The sequence below is a fragment of the Candidatus Dedyshia acidiphila genome (genome assembly GCF_051025295.1).
Lineage (GTDB): Bacteria > Acidobacteriota > Terriglobia > Terriglobales > Acidobacteriaceae > KBS-83.
Genome location: NZ_JBMGJV010000043.1, coordinates 15,109 through 34,106, shown reverse-complemented (window position 1 = coordinate 34,106; position 18,998 = coordinate 15,109). Strand labels below are relative to the sequence as shown.

Here is an 18,998-nt window from a genome sequence, read left to right as displayed (position 1 = left end):
TTTTTTCAACTCAGCCGGGTCAGAGCATTCAGACGAAGAATGCCCAAGATTTTGGCATACGTTTTTGAGTTGCTGATCGCAGGATTTTGCCTGCACTTGATCAGGAAGGGTCGCTTCGATTTGCGGCGCGATGATCTTGTCGAATCTGGAGTAGACACCAGCGAGGGTGGAGGCGCTGATAGGCAGCGTCGCACTCCCGGAAAGAGTGAGTGGTGATGCATCGACAGAGGTGATCGCAGGATTCGAAGTGCTGGAAGTGGTTAGGTGACCCACCTCGAACCAGGCGGCACGATCTTTCGCGAGAACTTGCCGCATCGCCGTCGGGAACGAATTCCCAGTCGACGTCTTTTCTGGCTGTACGTACGCGCTTTTTTTTATTGCCGCGTGTCCTCTCGAGGGATGGATGGATGAGTTCGATGAACTCAGTATCCTTGGTGAGGATGTGTGACGCTGGCTGCGGCGGCGTCGCGCCCGATGCTGCTGCTGATTGGACCACCGATGCTGTGGCCGGCAGCTTGCCTCGGTTCTTGGAAGTGATCGCGTAGCTGAAGACCACTGCGAACAAGACGACCGCGGAGAGGATCACAGCAAGCGCGCGCAAAGAAGGCCAGGACTTCGGCCCGTAGTGCTTCTCCATTTCGTCTCCACGCCAAATGGTTCAGCACACTTCGATGCTTTCGCGCGTCTGCCTCACACTCTCCGCAGCCGCTGGTCAGTCAGAAATTCTCCTGCCCACGAGGTTCCTTAGGCGAGGCCGTTGCGGCGGATCACCTCTTGGTAAAAGTGCGAGCTGGTCTTGGGCGTGCGCTTCTGCGTTTTGAAATCGACGTAGGTGATGCCGAAGCGCTTCTCATAACCGTCCGCCCATTCGTAGTTGTCGAGCAGGCTCCAGCAGAAGTAGCCCTTGACGGGGACGCCGTCCTCGACGGCACGATGCAACTGCGTGAGGTAGTTGCGGAGGTACATGACTCGATCCGAGTCGTAGATGTGGCCATCCGGCGCCAGCACGTCTGACGACGAGCAGCCGTTTTCGGTGATGTAGATCTCCTGGAGCTTCCAGAGCTTCGCGGCGTAGCGTGGGACCCAGTAGAGCGCCTCCGGACCAACGGACAACCACTCGCTGTACATGTGCGGATACGAGGCCGGCTTCTTCACCATCTCGTAGCCGAGCTCATTGTCCGCGGCGCGCGCGTAGTCCGCCGTATAGATGTTCAGTCCGAGGAAGTCGAGGGGGGTGCTGATCGCCTTCAGGTCCGCGTCGGTGTACTTCGGCGCATCCGGTCCCAGCTTCTTGAGATAAGCGTCGGTGTATTTGCCCTCATGGATCACGGTGCCGTACATCGCGTTTTCTTCCCGCAGGGCGCGCTCGGCGGCGGCGATGTGATCGGGAGTCTCGATGATGGGCGTGGCCGCACGCGGATTGTCTGCAAAGCCGACCTTGGTGCCGGGCTTGGCTTTCGCGCGGATCGCCTGCACGGCCAGTCCGTGACCGAGCACCGCATGGTGCGAGACCTGCGCCAGGCCCTTGCGATCGAGCTTCAGGCCCGGTGCATGCATGCCTGTGCCGTAGCCGAGATCGACGAAGCTGCTGAGCTCGTTCATGGTCATGAAGTGCTGCACGCGATCGGAGAGGTGCTCCGCGACCACGCCGGCGTAATCCGCGAAGGCCAGTGCGGTGTCGCGGTTCTGCCAGCCGCCCTTCAGTTCGAGCGCCTGCGGCAGGTCCCAGTGATAGAGCGTGCAGTAAGGCGCGATCTTCGCTTCGAGCAGCGTTTCCAGCATACGGTCGTAGAAGTCGAAGCCCTTGGCATTGCGCGTCCCCGTACCGGTAGGGAAGATGCGCGGCCATGCGATTGAGAAGCGATAGGACGTGAGACCAAGGTCGCGCATGAGCGCGATGTCTTCCTTGTAACGGTGATAGTGATCGTCGGCGACGTCGCCCGTGTCGCCGTTGTGCGTCTTGCCCGCGGTGTGGGAGAAGACGTCCCAGATGGATGCGCCGCGGCCATCTTCATGCACGGCCCCTTCGACCTGATAGGAGGCGGTGGCGGAGCCCCACAGGAATCCTTGTGGGAACGCACGGGACGGCGCGGAACCGCTCGATGCGTCGCCTTGTCCAGACTGCGCCGGCAGCGGTGCGGTGCGTGCGCTGGCGGGAATAGCGGCAGCGCCTGCTGCCAGGCTCAGGAGCTGGGCGAAGCTGCGCCTCGAGATCGGTCGTTTCATCGTGTCTCCATGTCATCGCTGGAAGCGAAGCGGCATAGTACCAAAGCGCGTCCGCGATTGCGAAACGCTGTGAAGATTCAGGCAAACGAGTGCCCTTCAAGCGAAGAGGCCCGCTATTCGCGGGCCCCTTGTCGGATGCCGAGGGATCCACACTATCAGTGGCGATCGTCGTCACGGTCGCGGTCGCGGCGGTCATTCCCGCGGCCATTCATCAGGTGATCCATGCCGGTCTCATAGCCACGACGGAAGGCATCGCGATAGGCGCGGCGGTCCCGGCTGTGCACGTCGGGATGACGGTACTCGTCGCGATTGTTCACGTCCGGGCGGCGATGGTTCTCTGCGTCCCGGCGCGCGCCTTCGATACCGTCGTGGAAACCCTTGCGAGCGGCCTCGTCGTTGTAGTCCCCGGGCATCTGCGCCCAGGGCTCCTGCCCACCGTAGTAGCCCTGATTCTGTGCGTGGAGCGTGGGTGTGGTGAATGTGACGCCGGTCCCAAGCAGACCCGCACCCAGCAAGAGTGCCCAAGTACGATTTCTTTCTCTCATCGGTCCCTCCTTCTGCGTGTGCTTTCTCGATTGTTGGCCCACTCGCTTACGATGGGCCGCGGTGCGGCGCTGTTGCACGTAATCGTGTGTGGCGATGCATGGCGCGCGGAGCGCCGCGATTTGCAATGTCGGCAAGCAACCTTGCCTCCGATTGCGACGCCTGCGATGCTGAGGCCATGGCTATCCGCACCCTCTCCTCCCGCGAGGTGTATCGCAATCACTGGATGCGCGTTCGCGAAGATGCCATCGAGCGCGACGACGGCACCCCCGGCATTTACGGCGTTGTTGACAAGCACGATTGCGTGATCGTGATTCCCATCGACGGTGACGCAATCTGGTGTGTCGAACAGTACCGCTACACGGTGGGCGAGCGCGCACTGGAACTGCCGCAGGGCGGCTGGGAGTCAGAGATTGCCGACCCGGAAGAACTCGCGCGCGGTGAGTTGCGCGAAGAGACTGGGCTGCGCGCAGCGAAGATGACACAGCTGCCGTGGATCTGGATCGCGTACGGATTTGCGCGCCAGCGGCAGTTCATCTTCGTGGCGGAGCAGTTCACGCCGGGGCCGACTCAGCGCGACCGTGAAGAGTCCGACATGCAGGTGGTGCGAGTGCCGATCGTGGAGTTCGAGCAGAAGCTACGCACAGGCGAGATTCGCGACGCATGCACCGTGGCGGCGTGGGGCAGTTACTTATTATGGCGCGCGGCGCAGCAGCAAGTCTCAGCGGAGGGCCAGAGTGCGGCTACGAAGCAGCCTGCTCCCGCGGATACCGCTCGCGGATAAGTTCCAGGCCCTGCTCTGTTGTGGTGATGACGCCTTCGAGTTGCGCGTCCTCTGCGAGATCCAGCATGTCGCGGAACTGCGGACCCGGGCGGTAGCCCAACGAGATCAGGTCCGCTCCGGTGACGAGTAGCCGTGGACGGACCTCGTCCGGTGGCGCTGCTTCGTAACGCTGCTTCGCGAAGTCGTAGAGCTCCAGGCGATTGTGACTCGACGTGCAGTCGAGCCAATGCAGGCGAAGGTGCTCTTCGAAGCGCGGCAGACGGAAGAAGCGCTTAAGCGTGGACTCCTTCATCTTCTGCACGTCGCCGAAGCGCATGTGGTTGGCCACGAGCGAGAGGATCTGCTCAGTCTCTTCGTTCGAGAAGCGGAAGCGGCGGCAGATGGCTGCTGCCATGCGGGTGCCGACTTCGGCGTGCCCGTTGAAGCGAATGCGATCGGCCTGGGTAAAAGTGGGCGGCTTGCCGACGTCGTGCAGCAGCGCTCCCCACGCAAGCGTGGCCGAACAGCGGGGCTCCAGCTTTTCCAGCAGCAGGAGCGTGTGGGTCCACACGTCACCTTCGGGGTGCCATTCCGGCGGCTGCTCGACGCCACGCATGGCGGCGACCTCGGGCAGCACCTGCCGTAGCAGCCCGGAGGCCTCGAGCATACGGAATGCATCCGCTGCTTGTCCTTCCGTCAACATGCGCGTGATCTCATCGCGCATGCGTTCGCGGCTGACCTGACCGATCTCCGGGGCGAGCACGCGGATGGCGGCAAAGGTGGCGCGTTCGACGCTGAAGCCAAACCGCGCGGCGAAGCGGACCGCGCGCAGCATGCGGAGCTTGTCCTCCGTGAAGCGACGCAGCGGATCGCCGATGGCGCGAACGACGCCGGTGGAGAGATCCGCGCGGCCGCCGACCAAGTCCAGCACAGCGTCCTCGACGCGGGCACCCGCAAGGTACGGCTCAACATCGAGGAGCATGCCGTTGATGGTGAAGTCGCGGCGCTCGACGTCGGCCTGAGGCGTGTCCGCGTAGACGACCGCATCCGGACGGCGGCCGTCGCTGTAGACGCCATCCGAGCGAAACGTCGCGACTTCGGTGACGATCTCGCCCATGGAGGAGGCCGTAGGGACCAGCACCACCCCGAAATGCGCCCCGACACCGAAAGCGCGTGGGAAGAGACCGAGCACCGTGTCCGGCCGTGCGCTGGTGGCGATGTCGTAATCCTTGGGACTGCGGCCGAGCAGCAGGTCGCGGACACATCCGCCCACCAGGTAGGCAGTGTGGCCCTGCGCCTGCAGCTGGCGCACAATCTGCGTTGCCGCGGTCAGCTCCGGATTTTCACGCGTGTCCACCACCTCAGTATGAGGCCGCTACACTGGAATGTGATTCCTCGAACCACAGTTGAATCTGCTGACTTCAACATGAGCGAACGGGGCCTGATCCTGGGCATCGAGAGCTCATGCGATGAGACTGCGGCCTCGGTCGTGGCACGCGGCTCGTCCGTGCTGTCGAATGTCGTGGCCTCGCAGATTGCGGTTCACGCGCGGTACGGCGGGGTGGTTCCGGAGCTTGCTTCCCGCGAACACCTGCGCGCTATTGTTCCCGTGGTCGAGGCCGCGATTCGTGAAGCGGGCCTTGCGCTCGACCAGCCGAGCCTTCGCCTGCAGGACCTCGGTGCGATCGCCGTCACCGAGGGACCGGGGCTGGCAGGCGCGTTGCTGGTCGGCATTGGATATGCGAAGGCGCTTGCGTGGGCGCTGGGCAAGCCGCTCATTGCGATCAATCATCTCGAGGGGCACATCCATGCGGTGCTGCTGCAGCATGCGGACGCGTTCACCGGGCACGGCCCGCTGCTCGCGCTGGTGGTGTCGGGCGGTCACACGCATTTGTATCTGGCTGAGCAGCACAACGAGCGCTGGCAGTATCAGAACGTCGGCCACACGCTGGACGATGCGGCAGGCGAGGCGTTCGACAAAGTGGGCAAGCTGCTCGGGCTCGGTTACCCGGGCGGTCCGTGGATCGACGAGCTGTCCTCGCACGGCAATCCCAACGCGGTGAAGTTCACGTTTGCGCAAATCAAGCCGAAGGCGCACCGCGGCCAGACGCCACAGTCGGAGGCGCACTTCCGCTTCAGCTTCAGCGGGATCAAGACGGCCGTGCTGCGCTACGTGGAGACGCATGGAATGGCCGGCTCAATCGAGCAGCGGCGGCGGGAGCTTACGCCGGGCATGCGGCCGCAGGATGCGGTGAGCTTGTGCGATTCGCAGACGCTGGACCTGCTCGCCTCGTTCCAGCGCGCAGTTGTGGATGATCTGCGGCGCAAAACCTTTGCCGCAGCGGAACACTTCGGCGCGCGAGGGCTGCTCGTCTCCGGAGGCGTTGCGGCCAACCGCGAGCTGCGCACACGCTTCACCGCGGAGGCCGCGACACGCGGGCTGCCCATCGCTTTTCCGACGCTGGCACTCTCAACAGACAATGCGGCGATGATCGCCGCGGCAGCGTGGCCCCGCCTGCGTGCAGGGGAGTCGGCAGCGCTTACTTTGTCCGCACGCGCCAGCCTGCCGCTCGGTCAGGAAGCGGCTCTCCCGTAGAATCCGAGAGACGCAAACCGCACTGCCCTCGAACGCATGACTCTGGAACTGTTCAACACACTCTCCGCGCGCACCGAACCACTCACTCCTGCTGATGGCCGCACGCTGACGCTCTACGCCTGCGGTCCGACGGTGTACGACTACGGCCACATCGGCAACTTTCGGACGTTCCTGCATGTGGACCTGCTGCGGCGCTATCTCGAGCAACAGGGCGTCACCGTGCAGCACGTGATGAACATCACCGATGTGGACGACAAGATCATCCGGAATGCGGCAGCGCAGGGGGTGCCGATCGCGCAGTACACGCCGCGGTACGAACAGGCGTTTGTCGAGGACCTGGATGCGCTGGGCTGCCTGCGTCCGCAGATCATGCCGCACGCGACGGAGAACATCCCGGAGATGGTCACGCTGATCGAGCAACTGGCCGCGCGCGGGCTGGCCTATCGCACGGAGGATGGTTCCTGGTACTTCCGCATCGGGAAGGATCCGGAGTACGGCAAGTTATCGAAGAAGGATTTGAGCGGCAATACGGCGGGTGCGCGTGTGGATGTGGACGAGTATGAGAAGGACTCGGCCAGCGATTTCGCGATGTGGAAGGCGGCCAAGCCCGGCGAACAGGCGTGGGACACCGCGCTCGGTCACGGACGTCCCGGCTGGCACATTGAGTGCTCTGCGATGGCGATGAAGTACCTGGGGCAGACACTCGACCTTCACGCAGGCGGCGAAGACCTAATGTTTCCGCACCACGAGAACGAAATAGCCCAGTCCGAAGGCGCCACAGGCAAGCCATTTGCGCGGCACTGGATGCATGTACGGTTCCTGCTGGTTGAGGGCCGGAAAATGTCGAAGTCCGAGGGGAACTTCTTCACCGTCCGCGATCTGCTGCTGCGCGGCTACAAGGCCTCGGCGATTCGGTTCCTGCTGCTCTCGGTTCCGTACCGACACCAGCTTAACTTCACCTTCGACGGCCTGGCGGAATCGACATCGGCGGTTGATCGACTGCGCACCTTCCGCGAACGCATCGTGAGCGGATCGTGGCCTGCGGGGAGCAATGCCGAGATTGTCGCGCTCACTTCGACTGCACTCCATTCGTTCACTGCGGCGCTGGCCAACGATCTGAACACGGCAGAGGCGCGAGCCGCTGTCTTCGAACTGGTGCGGCACGTGAACACTGCGGCCGATCACGGGGAGTTCAAAGCCGAGAATGTTCCGGCGGTGCTCGAGCTGCTGGCCCGCTTCGACCAGATCTTCAACGTGCTTGACGACCGCGATACGGAAATTGCGCGAGAGGCCCTTGCGTGGGCAGACCGTGAAGGCAGGAAGACCGAGGCGACCGCGCAATTACAGGCCAATCTGGATCTGACGGACAGCGCTATCGATGCTCTCGTAGCGCAGCGAACAGAGGCCAAGCGGGCGAAGAACTTTGCCCGGGCGGACGCGATCCGGAATGAGTTGTCGGCGAAAGGGATCGTGATCGAGGACAGCAAAGACGGCGTGCGGTGGAAGCGAAAGTAAGCCGGTCTACTTGCGCAGTCGCTGGCCGAAGCGCCGCTCGAACTCCATCTCCATTGCGGAGTAGCACTCACACGCGCCACTCTCGAGTGCCTTGCTGTCGAGCACTGTCAGGCGTCCGTACTCGTAGCGGATCAGTCCCGCGCGTCGCAGCATAGCGGCCGCGATCGACACGCTTGGGCGATGCACGCCCAGCATGTAGGCCAGAAACTCATGCCGCACGGGAAAGGCATCGCCGCTCACGCGGTTGTGCACCATCTTGAGCCAGCGGCACAGCCGCTCCTCGATCCGGTGAATGCGATTGCAGGCTGAGGTGATTGCCGTGATCGACAGATAAGCGCTGACATACTCCGCGATGATGTCATTGAGTGGCGACTTGGCATCGACGACTTCGGTCAAGAAAACGTCCGCGCGCATGCGCAGACATTCACCCGGGACCTGGATGAACGTGCGAGTGACGGCAACACTTTGCTTGAGCCAGACATGCACCCCCACGACACCTTCAAAGCCGGTGATGGCGGTCTCGACGGTCGATCCGTCGCGCATGGTGTAGACACTGGAAGCGACGCAACCGTCGGGAAAATAGACGTAGCGGATGGGTTCGCCCGGCTCGACCATGACGTCTTTTAGATCGAGCGTGACGGTTTCGACGAACGGAGTTAGCCTTCGTCGTTCCGACTCCGGAACGGCCTCCCACAACATGTTCACTGTAGCCCCCGCAGCAGTTCATCCATCGAGACGAGTCGTCGTGCCACTCTTCTCGGACGGGAGCCGAAAGCCAGTGGATGCCGTCTTTGTCCCACTAGAAAGTTCCAGCATAGAAAGCAGTGTTTGTGCTCGTCTGTCGGCTATCTTACAGAGCATGTAACAGATGGCGGCGAGTAAATATCCTAGGCGCAGCGCCGCTCTGCCTGTGCTTGCAGTGCTGTGCTATGCTCCGAGCACAAGGCAAGCGCATGCGGCAGAAGGCACTTCAACCCGCTTTGTTGGACCGGCACCTTCGTGAGACCACGTCTCCGGTGCTGCTGCCCTCGTCCACGCGGCCGCGCCTCTTCGCCGGCGACTAGCAGGCCAGCCGCACACAGCTGTCCTGCACACGCGCCCATTCTCCGCGCGTGAGCCTTCCCTACCCCTCTGCACACCGAAATGAAGGAGGAGCCGACCCATGTCCACTCATGGTCTTGCCCAGAACTCTGCTCACACTAACGGTAGCTCGCCGGCTGATCGCGCCGCGTTTGCACCAAAGATCAACGGCCCGCTGCCCGGCCCCAAGGCCCGCGCTGTGGTCGAGTCGGATGATCGCTGGATGTCCCCGTCCTACACGCGCAGCTATCCAATGGTGGCGCGCCGCGGACGCGGCTTGCGCGTTGAGGATGTCGACGGCAACGAGTTCCTCGACTTCGCGGCGGGGATTGCGGTCACCTCGACCGGACACTGCCACCCGGAGGTGGTGAAGGCTATCCAGGACCAGGCGGCGGAACTGATCCACATGTCAGGCACGGACTTCTACTACCCCGGCATGGTGAAGCTGGCTGAGCGGCTCTCCGCAGTGGCGCCCATGAAGGGGCCGCACCGCTTCTACTACGGCAACTCGGGGGCGGAGGCGGTGGAGTGTGCGCTGAAGCTGGCGCGCTATCACACCGGCCGGCAGCACATCATCGCCTTCTTCGGCGCCTTCCACGGCCGGACGATGGGTGCGCTGTCACTGACGGCGTCGAAGCCGCAGCAGAAGCGGCGCTTCGCACCGATGATGCCGGGGGTGACGCACGTGCGCTATCCGTACGCCTACCGGGGCTGCTCGGGTGGGCCGCAGGCGGAGGAGGCGTTCGCGCTGGGGTGTGCGCGGTACATCGAGGAGAAGCTGTTCAAGACCACCGTGCCACCGGAGGAGGTCGCGGCCATCTTCGTGGAGCCGATTCAGGGCGAGGGCGGATATGTGGTGGCACCCACCGTGTTCATGCGGGAGCTGCGGCGGATCTGTGACCGGCACGGGATCCTGCTGGTGGCGGACGAGGTGCAGTCGGGTGCCGGGCGTACGGGCAAGTGGTGGGCGATCGAGCACACCGGGGTAGAGCCGGACATGGTGTGCATGGCCAAGGGGATCGCGTCGGGTATGCCGCTGGGGGTCTGCATGAGCCGGGCGGAGATCATGGACTGGAAGCCGGGGTCGCATGCGTCGACGTTCGGCGGCAACCCGGTGGCGATCGCGGCGGCACTGGCCACCATGGATGTGCTGGAGCGCGAGGGCATCGCCAATGCCGCACGGGTGGGGGAGCAGATGCTGATGCGGCTGCGCACGTGGCCGGGGCAGCACGCGATCGTGGGCGATGTGCGCGGGCGTGGGCTGATGATCGGTATCGAGATCGTGGAGGACCAGGCGACGCGTGCGGTGGCACCGGCGCTGCGCGACCGGATCGTGGACCTGGCGTTCGAGCGGGGCCTGCTGATCCTGGGGTGCGGGGAGACGTCGATCCGGCTGGCACCGCCGCTGGTGGTGCATGAGCGGGAGGCGGAGGTGGCGCTGGACATCCTCGAGGACTGCGTGCGCGCGGCGATGCAGGAGCGGCATGTGACGACGACGGAGCGGGCGCTCGAGGTGCACGCGTCGCAGATATGACTTTGTGTGGCTTCGCAGAGCAGGCTTGCCGGAGTTAGAATCCCCCGAAAGCTCCCAGGCAAGTAAAGGGAGGTTGCGGCGCTGACCGTGACTTCTTGAGCAGATGAAACGCGGGTTTCCTTTCCTGGAAACCCTGCGTTTTCTTCCTGCAACAAAGTATGGCGAAGGAATTGGGGGAGGACTACAGGGATGACCACCAGGCGACCGCTGGCGGATTACTCCGATGAGGATCTGGTACTGCTGGACCGGATGGCGACGCGGTACTCGGAGGCAGTGACCCGGCATAGCGAGTTGACGACGCGGCTGCATGTGGCGTCGGCCAATGGGGATTTCGAGACCTTTGCGGCGGTGCAGAAGGCGCTGCCGGAGGCGGAGGAGTTGTGCCGGCGGTACCGGGCGGCGGTCGAGGTGTTGCGGTCGATGCGGGAGATCGCGCTCTAGCTGGCGCGGGCGCGCTCGCTGGCTTTCTCGGCGACGGTCAGGTCGGTGTGCTTGATCTCGAGGTTCTCGTGCTTGATCTCGAGGCGGAGGCGGTTGAAGCCGCTCATATAGACATTGGCCACCCAGACGAGGGCGAACTCCGCGAGGATGTAGCCGCGCCAGCCCTGATAGAGCATCTGGAAGCGCGTGAGGATGAGGATGAGCGCGGTCACGTAGTGGCTGAAGCAGTACTCACACGTGAAGAGGTAGAAGAACTTGCGCTGGTAGAGCCTGCGGCAGTTCTGGCTGCGGTCCTTGCAGAATTCACGCGGCTCGCGGAAGACCTCTTCGTGGGTGACGGTCCAGGCGATGCAGGCGATGGCGAGGGCCAGCAGGAAAAGCGAGGCGAACTGGTGGGAGAGCGATAGGTCGACAACCCGGGGCTGCATAGGGGATGAGATGTGAACGGCCGCGCGATGCGCGGCCGTTTTCGCGCGTGCGGATGGTTGGCGGGGGTGTTCTGGAACGGGGTGAGCTACTGGCCGGTCAGTGCAGTGCAGTCGTTCGCGAGGCGGTTATATTGTGCGGCGCTGAGGGTTGCGGGACTGAAGGCCGTGCTCGACGGGGGCGCGATGGGGGCGTTGACAGCGGGAGCGCGTTCGATCCACGCCAGCGCGCCGACGGCGAGGATGCTGCTGCTGGTTTTAACGTTCAGGCACGAGACGGCGCCCGTGGGAGCGACCGTGCTGATGAGGTCGATGACGGCTGACTTGGTGGCGGTCAACGAGGTCTGGGCCGCGGGGTTGCTGACGTTCGCGAGCAGGCCGCCTGCCTGCAGCGAGAGCGGAACGGAGACCAGACCGTTGGCACCGACGAGGTAGCTGGAGCAGGCGGCGGGCTGCTGGTTCGGTGCGTAGACCACCACTGTCACGCAGAGGTCGCGATTATTGGCGTTGTCATTCGCGATGTGGAGAATGGCCGCGCCGCGGTCCAGCTGTGTGGCGTAGTTGAGCTGGTAGGGGCTGTCGACGGTGACGGGGTTCTGTGCGTATGCCGCGATCGGCAGGGCAAGGCACAGGCAGGATAGAGCTTTGATGAACATGATGACTTAACCTCATCGGGGACTATACGCGAAACGCACGTTTCATCGTCCCGGCCCGGGGTCTACGTGAGCTCGTCCTCCGTGTCGTCGTCGTCGCCGTCGTATTCGGGGTCCAGGGTCTCGTCGTCCGACATGGCGTTGTAGTCCTCGATGTCGAGGCCGTATTCCTCGGGAGCGAGGGGGACGCCATCGTTGGAGTAGGAGAGCTCGCGGACGCTGGTTTTGTGGAGGCGGAGGTTGCGGCAGTTGCCTGAGGCGACCTGGAGTCCGTAGAGGAGGAGGCCGGCGCGCTTGGGGTCGAGCTCCTGGCGGGCGAGTGCCTGGAGGACGTCCATGAGGGCGAGCTGGACGGAGGCGGCGTCCTCGACGTTGGTGAGCTCGAGGGGGAGATCGGTGGGGCCGCTGGGCTGGCTTGTGCTGGGCGGGCCGACGGGCAGGACACCGTAGTCATAGGTCGCCGCGGCTGTGTCGTGCGGCGTGGCTTGCGCCGAGCCTTGGGGCGCGGGCAGGGCTTTCCGGTCCAGTGCTCGATCAGCGCCACGTGCAGGGGTCTGGAGGAAGCGGCCGGAGGCGGCGTCGCGGTTGCGGCGCTGGCTGCGGAGGTGGCGCTGCCGTTCGTGGAAGCGTTCGTGGTAGTAGCAGAACTCGGCGGTTTTGAGGGCGGCTGCGTGACAGCTCTCACCACTCGGATGAATGTGTCGGCATTCGAGATACATGCAAGCTCCATACGGATGCGGCGACGGGTGGCCTCGTCGCGGGTGAGGGTGGGTGGAGCGGGCGCACCGGGCGGCCTGCGGTCGGGGAGCACCTCCCCCCACCTGCGGTGCGGGAGGGTGCGGAGGAAAGCTCCTCGAATGTAGAAGATGCAGGCTGCGTGGTGGCTCAAGTGTGGTCTTCCATTGGACTTACGGCTAAAGATATGTGCCAGCTGCAGTTACGGTCAGCCGGTGGGGCGGTTGGCGCGGCCGGCGCGCGGCGACGCCGCGGGCTGGCCGGTTGTGTGTTGTTGGCCCGGAACGCAAAAAAGCCACCGCTAGGGTGGCTTGTGTGTGGTTCCGGTGCTTCTATTTCTAGGCTAGCAGGTTGGGTGGGGTGGGTCTGCCAAGTTTGTTTGGGGGTGGTGCTGATTTGGGAAGGACAGAGTCACGGAACGCCGCATCCTCGGTGAGGGGACTAGCGGCGGACGGTGCCGGTGCTGTCGACGTGGGCCACACGCGGTTAGAGCACCCTCATCGAGCAGGGATGGAATCCAGGAACGTCCTATAAACAGGATGAATGGAGAACCTTGTGTCACGACCCGTAGAGCGAAACGCGCGAGAACGGCCCAGTATGCGGGTCGAGTCCGCCTGATCGTAGATATAGCTAAACTCATTTTCCGCGACTTCAATCCCGAAGAAGGCCAGCTCGCAGAGCATCGTGGTAAGTGCTCCGAAATCGCACTCTATTCCCTCAAAGTCCAGTATCTGCAGCAATTCGAAATCAGTCATGATGAAGGGCATCCCAATCATCCCATTTAGGACGTCCTCAAACCGTGCAAGATGCGGCACCATCTCGACAATCAGAGAATTACATGCAAAGCCTGAGTACTCCTTGACCGCGGAGAGAATATCCGAGGCCTCAATGATCGGGTGAGCCCTATTGATAGCATGCTGAAGGCTGGCCTTGACGAGGTAAATGAGGTCTCTTGGTCTGGGGAAGACCGACTGCAGTATGAAATCCCGCGAGGACATCCCCTGAACCTCGGGGGTGAAGAATGTGCTCCATATCTCCTCGGGGCTCAGCTTTCGCTTGCTCGAGGCATAAATAAAACGCTCTTCAATGACCCGCACGAGTAGTTCTCGGTCTTCCCAATTCACTTTCCTGATCGGAAGCTTGTCGCGCTCAGGAGCCGCCTTCGAGATTGCGTCGTGAATGTCGCTTCGAAGAAAGACCACAATCTTCGATTCGACGGCACGCATCCGAGACGATGTTCTCCTGAATTCATCTGAAATCTTCGAAGCAGCGCCGAGAAGCCCCAATAGCAATTGCCCAGCCAACGCCAGATTGGAGTTCGCAGTCCACGTTTTATCTAGATTGTCGATCAGTACTGCTACCGTCGGACAGTCTTTGAAGCAGGGACCTATCACTGCGTTGAGATGCGCGAGCATTTCAGTGTGAAGCGCCTCGCTGATTCGTGTTTTTTTACCAGACGCAGGCACAGATGAAAGGCTAAGAAGACCGTTGACTGCGGCGACCAGACGCGAAGAGAACTCCGGTGCAATGATTTGTGAGTTCCGGCCCACAAATCCGATCAGATCTTCCTCTGCCTGCTTCTTGGTGTAGTAGACGCCCCTAGCGGTTATCCTCTCGTACAGACCTCTTGCCAATTCCGTGTAAATGAGGAACTTCCAAAAGCTCTCAACGAGGTAGCCCTGATCTGAAAGAGAGAGCTGATCGTCGAGAATGGCAACCAAGCCGTTCAACTCGTAGGCTGCCGGCCGAATTGCACAAACATGATTGCGAGCGTCGGCCTGAAGCTCTTCGGCTATGCGAATCATCGTCGCTGTTTTCCCGCTACCCTTCCTCCCGAGAAATAGGGAGACATCGGAACGAAGCGTTTCTACATAGGCAGCCGTGTCTACGAAGTAATCGACAAGTGTTCTCTGCTCGTATTCCGCTACAGGGTCTCCAATGTACAGATTGAGCAGATGGTGTCTCGGAGTTGGGGATGTCTGAACTGAGGCGGACTTTAGTGCAGCTCGATTGAAGTCGGCTATAAGGGGGTGCAACCACTGGTCGTATCTAGCAAGTGCTTGGTCAGAATCGGCGTGAGTCTTGAGGATGTCGCGGTAGTCGAGTGGGGACAGGTAAGGCTCGTGGGCGAGCATAAGTAGCGGCTTCCCCAAGCCGTACGCTATCCCTGCGACCAATGCATTTTTCGCGTTGCTAAATTGAACATCATTAAAAGCCGTTGACGACAGGAAGTGACAGACGACGGCGAAGGATAGCGCTACCTGCTGGACGTACCAGGCGAGAGGCTGCGATCGTACTTCCTCGGGGTCGTCGACTAGGGCAGGTATGGGCCCAGCCATTATGCGCCGGGTCAGATCGCTAACTGCTTGGGTAGATACGTCCGGCTTAATGTAAAGAAGCTGAGGCTTCTCCACATGTGTCACGACTGACTTCATGAAGCTGTCGAGGAGCGGTTCGCGGTCAGGGTGACCGGGCAAGTCCTTGCAGCCAGCTTCGATATCTTCGTTGTTCAGATAGCGCGTGTGGCCCGTAGTATTGAGAATCCCAAATAGTTCCGAGTCGCTCGACGCAGTCTTTACCTTAGGATTGTAGAGGGGCCAAATCTTGCGCCGTTTGGCGATGGCGTAGCCGTACTCGAAAAGCACGTTTTGGTTCAGAATTGTAAGGTCTGGTATGAAAACGTCTCTTTCAGAGATAGCTTTACAAACCTCGTCGATAATCAGCCGCCCCTGAATGGGCAGGCTTCTCCAACTACGAATATCGAACCGCGAGTCTTGGTTGAGATTTCTTATCGCAGCTTCGATGGCGTCGCCATGCCCGGGTAGTTCGGACGCGTAGGCGACAAAAGCGGAGAGCGTATTCGGCATGGATGTCCCGTCGAGAAAGTGTTGCCCCAGCTGTAGCCGGGGCAACCAATACTAGCTCTGACCTCGCCTTACAAGTCGCTTAGCTGCAGCCGCTCGTGCTGCCGCAACTCATGCAACGGTAACACGAGCCGTTACGAACCATGATGGCGCCGCAGGTGTGGCAGGAGGGGGCGTCGCCCATGTCGTAGAGGGTTTTCATGGCCTCGGAGACGTGGTTGGCGGGGTTGGCCTGCGGGGTGTCCGGGCTCACCCGACGCTCTGCGTAGGATGGGGCACCCGTGGGGGCGGGGGTGGTGGCGGCGGTGAGGTCGCCGAGGATGCCTTCGACGGGGATGGCGGCGGCGGGGGCGATGCCGGTCATGCCCTGGAAGAGGGAGAGCTGCTGTCCGGAGAGGAAGCGGAGCTGGAGCCAGCGGAAGATGTAGTCCATGATGCTCTTCGCGTAGCCGATCTGCTCGTTGCCGGTCCAGCCGGAGGGTTCAAAGCGGGTGTGGGCGAATTTTTCGACGAGGACCTTGAGGGGGACGCCGTGCTGGAGGGCGAGGGAGATGGCGGTGGCGAAGGAGTCCATGAGTCCGGAGACGGTGGAGCCTTCCTTGGCCATGCGGATGAAGATTTCGCCGGGTTCGCCGGAGGGGTAGAGGCCGACGGTGATGTAGCCTTCGTGGCCGGCGAGGGAGAATTTGTGCGTGAGGGAGGCACGTTCTTCGGGGAGGCGATGGCGGATGGCGCGGGGCGGCCGGGTGGCATCGGAGCGCGAGTCATCGGCCGCGGGACCAGGGATCAGGGGATCCGTGGGCTTCGCGGCGGCGTTGAGGATGGCGGCTTCCATGTGGGCGAGCGTGGCCTGGGCGGCGGCGGCGATGGACTTGGCGGAGACCTCGAGTCGGTCGGAGACCTTGTGGGTGAGTGAGGCTTCGAGGGTCTTGAGGTCGGCGGCGAACTCGGGGGAGCGGGTGTCGATGCCGGCGGCGAGGGAGGTGAGGACGCGGTCGGCGGCGGCGGCGAGGGCCGGGTCTGGACTGCTCACACCGCTGGCGGCGCCGACTGGGGCCTTCTTCTTGTCCTCGGCGGAGGTGTTGAGGACCTGGACGCCCTTGGATCCGTCGCGGTAGATGGCGACGGCCTTGACGCCGAGGCGCCAGGCTTCGACGTAGGTTTCGGCGATGTCCTCGACGGTGCACTCGTGGGGGAGGTTGACGGTCTTCGAGATGGCGCCGGAGAGGAAGGGCTGGGTGGCGGCCATCATCTTGAGGTGGCCGAGGTAGTGGATGGAGCGGGTGCCCTTGGCTGGCTTGAAGGAGCAGTCGAAGACGGCGAGGTGCTCGGGGCGGATGTGGGGCGCGCCCTCGATGGTGCCGGTGGCGTCGATGTAGGAGACGATGGCCTGGACCTCGGCGTCGGCATAGCCGAGCTTGAAGAGGGCGCCGGGGACGGTGTTGTTGACGATCTTGATCATGCCGCCGCCGACGAGCTTCTTGTACTTGACGAGGGCGAGGTCGGGCTCGATGCCGGTGGTGTCGCAGTCCATCATGAAGCCGATAGTCCCGGTGGGGGCGAGGACGGTGACCTGGGAGTTGCGGTAGCCGTGCTTCTCGCCTTGGGCGAGGGCGGCGTCCCAGCAGTCCTTCGAGGCGGCGATGAGGGCGTCGAGCAGGGGGGTGATGAAGGGCTCGGCGGAGAGCTTGGACTTGCCGATGTGGTTGACCTCGGCGCGGTGCATGCGGATGACGTCGAGGAAGGGCTCGCGGTTGGAGTAGAAGCCGGGGCAGGCGCCGCCCTTGGACTCGGAGCCCTGGTTGAGCGGGGTGGCGGCGGCGAGGGGCGGGCAGACTTCGGCGATCTTCGCGGACTGGAGGTAGGCCTGGCCGCAGAGGATCGAGGTCAGGGTGGCGGCGAAGTCGCGGCCGGCGTCCGAGTCGTAAGGCAGGCCGAAGTTCATGAGCAGGGCGCCGAGGTTGGCGTAGCCGAGGCCGAGCGGGCGGTAGTCATGCGAGTTGCGGGAGATGAGCTCGGTCGGGTAGCCGGCGGAGTCGACGAGGATCTCCATCGCGGTGAGGACGATGTCGATGGCGTTGCGATAGGCCTCGATGTCAAACGTGCCCGCGGGAGTGACGAACTTCATCAGGTTGAAGCTGGCGAGGTTGCAGGCGGAGTTGTCGAGGAACATGTACTCCGAGCAGGGGTTGGACGCGTTGATGCGGCCGCTGTTCTTCGAGGTGTGCCAGCGATTGATGGTGGTGTCGTACTGCATGCCGGGGTCGCCGCACTGCCAGGTGGCTTCGGCGATCTTGTGCATGAGGTCGCGGGCCTTGTAGGTCTTGACCGGCGCGCCGTCCTTAACGGTGCGGGTGGTGAACTCGCGGTCTTCGTCCCAGGCCTGCATGAACTCGTCGTTGACGCGGACGGAGTTGTTGGCGTTCTGGAAGAAGATGGAGGAGTAGGCCTCGGAGTCGGGGCCGGAGCCGTCGTAGCCGGCAGCGACGAGGGTGTGGGCCTTGGCTTCCTCCTTGGCCTTGCACTCGACGAAGTCGACGATGTCCGGGTGGTCGACGTTGAGGATGACCATCTTGGCGGCGCGGCGGGTCTTGCCGCCGGACTTGATGACGCCGGCGAAGGCATCGAAGCCGCGCATGAAGCTGAGCGGGCCGGAGGCGGTGCCGCCGCCGGAGAGCAGTTCCGACGAGCCGCGGATGGGCGACAGGTTGGTGCCGGTGCCGGAGCCCCACTTGAAGAGCATGCCCTCGGTCTTGGCGAGGGTGAGGATCGAGTCGAGCGAGTCATCGACGGAGTTGATGAAGCAGGCGGAGCACTGCGGGTTGCGATAGCCGGTCTTCGAGAAGCGGACCTCGCGGGTCTTCGGATCCCAGTGCCAGTTCTGCGCGTCGGAGTTGGGCTCGAGCTTGTCGCAGCCGACGTTGAACCAGACGGGCGAGTTGAAGGCGACCTTCTGCTGCAGGAGCAGGTGGGTGAGGTCGTCGCCGAAGGCGGCGGCGTCTTCCGGGGTGGCAAAGTAGTTGCCGTTGAGGCCCCAGGTGGTGACCGTGTCCGCGACGCGGCCGACGAGCTGGCGGACGCCGGTTTCCCGCTCCGGGGTGCCGACCTGGCCATGAAGGTACTTGGAGGCGACGATGTTGGTCGCGGTCATGGACCAGTCGACGGGCACCTCGACATCCTTCTGCTCAAAGATCACCTTGCCGCTCATGTCATTGATGGCGGCGGTGCGGCGCTCCCACTGGATCTCGTCGTAGGGCGAGACGCCGGCGCGGGTGAAGCGGCGCGTGAAGCGGAGGCCAGGGGTGGTCCTGGCTGCGGTGGTGGTGGTCTTGGCGGGTGAGGATGCCTGGGTGGTTTCGGCCATGGTGCGTGCCTCCTAGCGGGTGGGACAGGTGGTCAGTGAACGCTGTTGCCTGCGGGCCTCGTCTGCAACGGGGGAGACTGGGCGGGGCGGGCTGGGCAAGCGGCGTGGTTTCGGTCGCGGATACGGATTGTTTGCGGAGGGGCTGGGCGGTCGGAGAAGCCGGGCCGAGGTGCCTGCCGCAGATCGCAAAGTACCGCTGCTTATCGACCCAAGTCAAGAAAGAACCACAACATCTAGTATAGCCGGTGCAGATGGGGTA

The 18,998-nt window shown here is 63.0% G+C and carries 16 protein-coding genes; 6 read left to right on the top strand and 10 right to left on the bottom strand.

Annotated features, from left to right (window positions below):
- The 3 genes from AC5IJH_RS15405 to AC5IJH_RS15395 form a co-directional block, all read right to left on the bottom strand.
- On the bottom strand, positions 1-315 hold a 315-nt coding region (locus AC5IJH_RS15405), incomplete at its 3' end, for a hypothetical protein (protein WP_491903718.1).
- 429 nt (positions 316-744) lie between these two features.
- Positions 745-2,226, bottom strand: a complete 1,482-nt coding sequence (locus AC5IJH_RS15400; RefSeq protein ID WP_491903717.1) for a GH1 family beta-glucosidase — start codon at positions 2,224-2,226, stop codon at positions 745-747.
- 155 nt (positions 2,227-2,381) lie between these two features.
- Positions 2,382-2,771 carry a hypothetical protein gene (locus AC5IJH_RS15395; RefSeq protein WP_491903716.1) on the bottom strand — a complete coding sequence of 130 codons (390 nt, stop codon included), beginning with the start codon at positions 2,769-2,771 and terminating at the stop codon, positions 2,382-2,384.
- A gap of 176 nt (positions 2,772-2,947) precedes the next feature.
- Between AC5IJH_RS15395 and AC5IJH_RS15390 the strand changes: the two genes are divergently transcribed.
- Positions 2,948-3,553 carry an NUDIX domain-containing protein gene (locus AC5IJH_RS15390; RefSeq protein WP_491903715.1) on the top strand — a complete coding sequence of 202 codons (606 nt, stop codon included), beginning with the start codon at positions 2,948-2,950 and terminating at the stop codon, positions 3,551-3,553.
- On the opposite strand, the gene AC5IJH_RS15385 is transcribed toward AC5IJH_RS15390, so the two are convergent.
- Positions 3,513-4,889, bottom strand: a complete 1,377-nt coding sequence (locus AC5IJH_RS15385) for a CCA tRNA nucleotidyltransferase (protein WP_491903714.1) — start codon at positions 4,887-4,889, stop codon at positions 3,513-3,515. The genes AC5IJH_RS15390 and AC5IJH_RS15385 overlap by 41 nt on opposite strands.
- A 69-nt stretch (positions 4,890-4,958) precedes the next feature.
- Here AC5IJH_RS15385 and tsaD point away from each other — a divergent pair, with 69 nt between their 5' ends.
- Together tsaD and cysS are read left to right on the top strand one after the other, a co-directional pair.
- The gene (gene tsaD, locus AC5IJH_RS15380) at positions 4,959-6,128 is read left to right on the top strand and encodes a tRNA (adenosine(37)-N6)-threonylcarbamoyltransferase complex transferase subunit TsaD (RefSeq protein WP_491903713.1); all 1,170 of its coding nucleotides are present in this window, start codon (positions 4,959-4,961) and stop codon (positions 6,126-6,128) included.
- Between the two features lie 36 nt (positions 6,129-6,164).
- On the top strand, positions 6,165-7,643 hold the full coding sequence (gene cysS / locus AC5IJH_RS15375) for a cysteine--tRNA ligase (protein WP_491903712.1): 1,479 nt from the start codon (positions 6,165-6,167) through the stop codon (positions 7,641-7,643).
- Between the two features lie 6 nt (positions 7,644-7,649).
- On the opposite strand, the gene AC5IJH_RS15370 is transcribed toward cysS, so the two are convergent.
- Positions 7,650-8,342, bottom strand: coding sequence for a Crp/Fnr family transcriptional regulator (locus tag AC5IJH_RS15370; protein ID WP_491903711.1), 693 nt, complete (start codon positions 8,340-8,342; stop codon positions 7,650-7,652).
- A 230-nt stretch (positions 8,343-8,572) separates the two neighbouring features.
- Between AC5IJH_RS15370 and AC5IJH_RS15365 the strand changes: the two genes are divergently transcribed.
- The 3 genes from AC5IJH_RS15365 to AC5IJH_RS15355 all read left to right on the top strand — a co-directional run bounded on the left by AC5IJH_RS15365 (position 8,573) and on the right by AC5IJH_RS15355 (position 10,698).
- Complete coding sequence (locus AC5IJH_RS15365) at positions 8,573-8,707, top strand: hypothetical protein (RefSeq protein WP_491903710.1); 135 nt, start codon at positions 8,573-8,575, stop codon at positions 8,705-8,707.
- A gap of 98 nt (positions 8,708-8,805) precedes the next feature.
- Positions 8,806-10,257, top strand: a complete 1,452-nt coding sequence (locus AC5IJH_RS15360; protein WP_491903709.1) for an acetyl ornithine aminotransferase family protein — start codon at positions 8,806-8,808, stop codon at positions 10,255-10,257.
- 189 nt (positions 10,258-10,446) lie between these two features.
- On the top strand, positions 10,447-10,698 hold the full coding sequence (locus tag AC5IJH_RS15355) for a hypothetical protein (protein ID WP_491903708.1): 252 nt from the start codon (positions 10,447-10,449) through the stop codon (positions 10,696-10,698).
- On the opposite strand, the gene AC5IJH_RS15350 is transcribed toward AC5IJH_RS15355, so the two are convergent.
- The 5 genes from AC5IJH_RS15350 to AC5IJH_RS15330 all read right to left on the bottom strand — a co-directional run bounded on the left by AC5IJH_RS15350 (position 10,695) and on the right by AC5IJH_RS15330 (position 18,739).
- The gene (locus AC5IJH_RS15350; RefSeq protein WP_491903707.1) at positions 10,695-11,126 is read right to left on the bottom strand and encodes a hypothetical protein; all 432 of its coding nucleotides are present in this window, start codon (positions 11,124-11,126) and stop codon (positions 10,695-10,697) included. The two genes, AC5IJH_RS15355 and AC5IJH_RS15350, sit on opposite strands and share 4 nt — an antisense overlap.
- Before the next feature lie 86 nt (positions 11,127-11,212).
- Entirely contained in the window at positions 11,213-11,779 is a 567-nt protein-coding gene (locus tag AC5IJH_RS15345; RefSeq protein WP_491903706.1) for a hypothetical protein, read from the bottom strand.
- A 62-nt stretch (positions 11,780-11,841) separates the two neighbouring features.
- A complete protein-coding gene (locus tag AC5IJH_RS15340) occupies positions 11,842-12,495 on the bottom strand; it encodes a hypothetical protein (RefSeq protein ID WP_491903705.1) in 654 nt (217 codons plus the stop codon).
- A gap of 513 nt (positions 12,496-13,008) precedes the next feature.
- Entirely contained in the window at positions 13,009-15,378 is a 2,370-nt protein-coding gene (locus AC5IJH_RS15335; protein ID WP_491903704.1) for a P-loop ATPase, Sll1717 family, read from the bottom strand.
- 79 nt (positions 15,379-15,457) lie between these two features.
- The gene (locus AC5IJH_RS15330; RefSeq protein WP_491903703.1) at positions 15,458-18,739 is read right to left on the bottom strand and encodes a vitamin B12-dependent ribonucleotide reductase; all 3,282 of its coding nucleotides are present in this window, start codon (positions 18,737-18,739) and stop codon (positions 15,458-15,460) included.
- Positions 18,740-18,998: the final 259 nt, after the last annotated feature.

Excerpts from the sequence above, each read along its gene's own strand:
- AC5IJH_RS15360 (WP_491903709.1), top strand. The coding sequence starts at position 8,806 with ATGTCCACTCATGGTCTTGCCCAGAACTCTGCTCACACTAACGGTAGC.
- AC5IJH_RS15350 (WP_491903707.1), bottom strand. The coding sequence starts at position 11,126 with ATGCAGCCCCGGGTTGTCGACCTATCGCTCTCCCACCAGTTCGCCTCG.
- tsaD (WP_491903713.1), top strand. The coding sequence starts at position 4,959 with ATGAGCGAACGGGGCCTGATCCTGGGCATCGAGAGCTCATGCGATGAG.
- AC5IJH_RS15330 (WP_491903703.1), bottom strand. The coding sequence starts at position 18,739 with ATGGCCGAAACCACCCAGGCATCCTCACCCGCCAAGACCACCACCACC.
- cysS (WP_491903712.1), top strand. The coding sequence starts at position 6,165 with ATGACTCTGGAACTGTTCAACACACTCTCCGCGCGCACCGAACCACTC.
- AC5IJH_RS15335 (WP_491903704.1), bottom strand. The coding sequence starts at position 15,378 with ATGCCGAATACGCTCTCCGCTTTTGTCGCCTACGCGTCCGAACTACCC.
- AC5IJH_RS15390 (WP_491903715.1), top strand. The coding sequence starts at position 2,948 with ATGGCTATCCGCACCCTCTCCTCCCGCGAGGTGTATCGCAATCACTGG.
- AC5IJH_RS15400 (WP_491903717.1), bottom strand. The coding sequence starts at position 2,226 with ATGAAACGACCGATCTCGAGGCGCAGCTTCGCCCAGCTCCTGAGCCTG.
- AC5IJH_RS15370 (WP_491903711.1), bottom strand. The coding sequence starts at position 8,342 with ATGTTGTGGGAGGCCGTTCCGGAGTCGGAACGACGAAGGCTAACTCCG.
- AC5IJH_RS15355 (WP_491903708.1), top strand. The coding sequence starts at position 10,447 with ATGACCACCAGGCGACCGCTGGCGGATTACTCCGATGAGGATCTGGTA.
- AC5IJH_RS15340 (WP_491903705.1), bottom strand. The coding sequence starts at position 12,495 with ATGTATCTCGAATGCCGACACATTCATCCGAGTGGTGAGAGCTGTCAC.
- AC5IJH_RS15395 (WP_491903716.1), bottom strand. The coding sequence starts at position 2,771 with ATGAGAGAAAGAAATCGTACTTGGGCACTCTTGCTGGGTGCGGGTCTG.
- AC5IJH_RS15365 (WP_491903710.1), top strand. The coding sequence starts at position 8,573 with ATGCTCCGAGCACAAGGCAAGCGCATGCGGCAGAAGGCACTTCAACCC.
- AC5IJH_RS15345 (WP_491903706.1), bottom strand. The coding sequence starts at position 11,779 with ATGTTCATCAAAGCTCTATCCTGCCTGTGCCTTGCCCTGCCGATCGCG.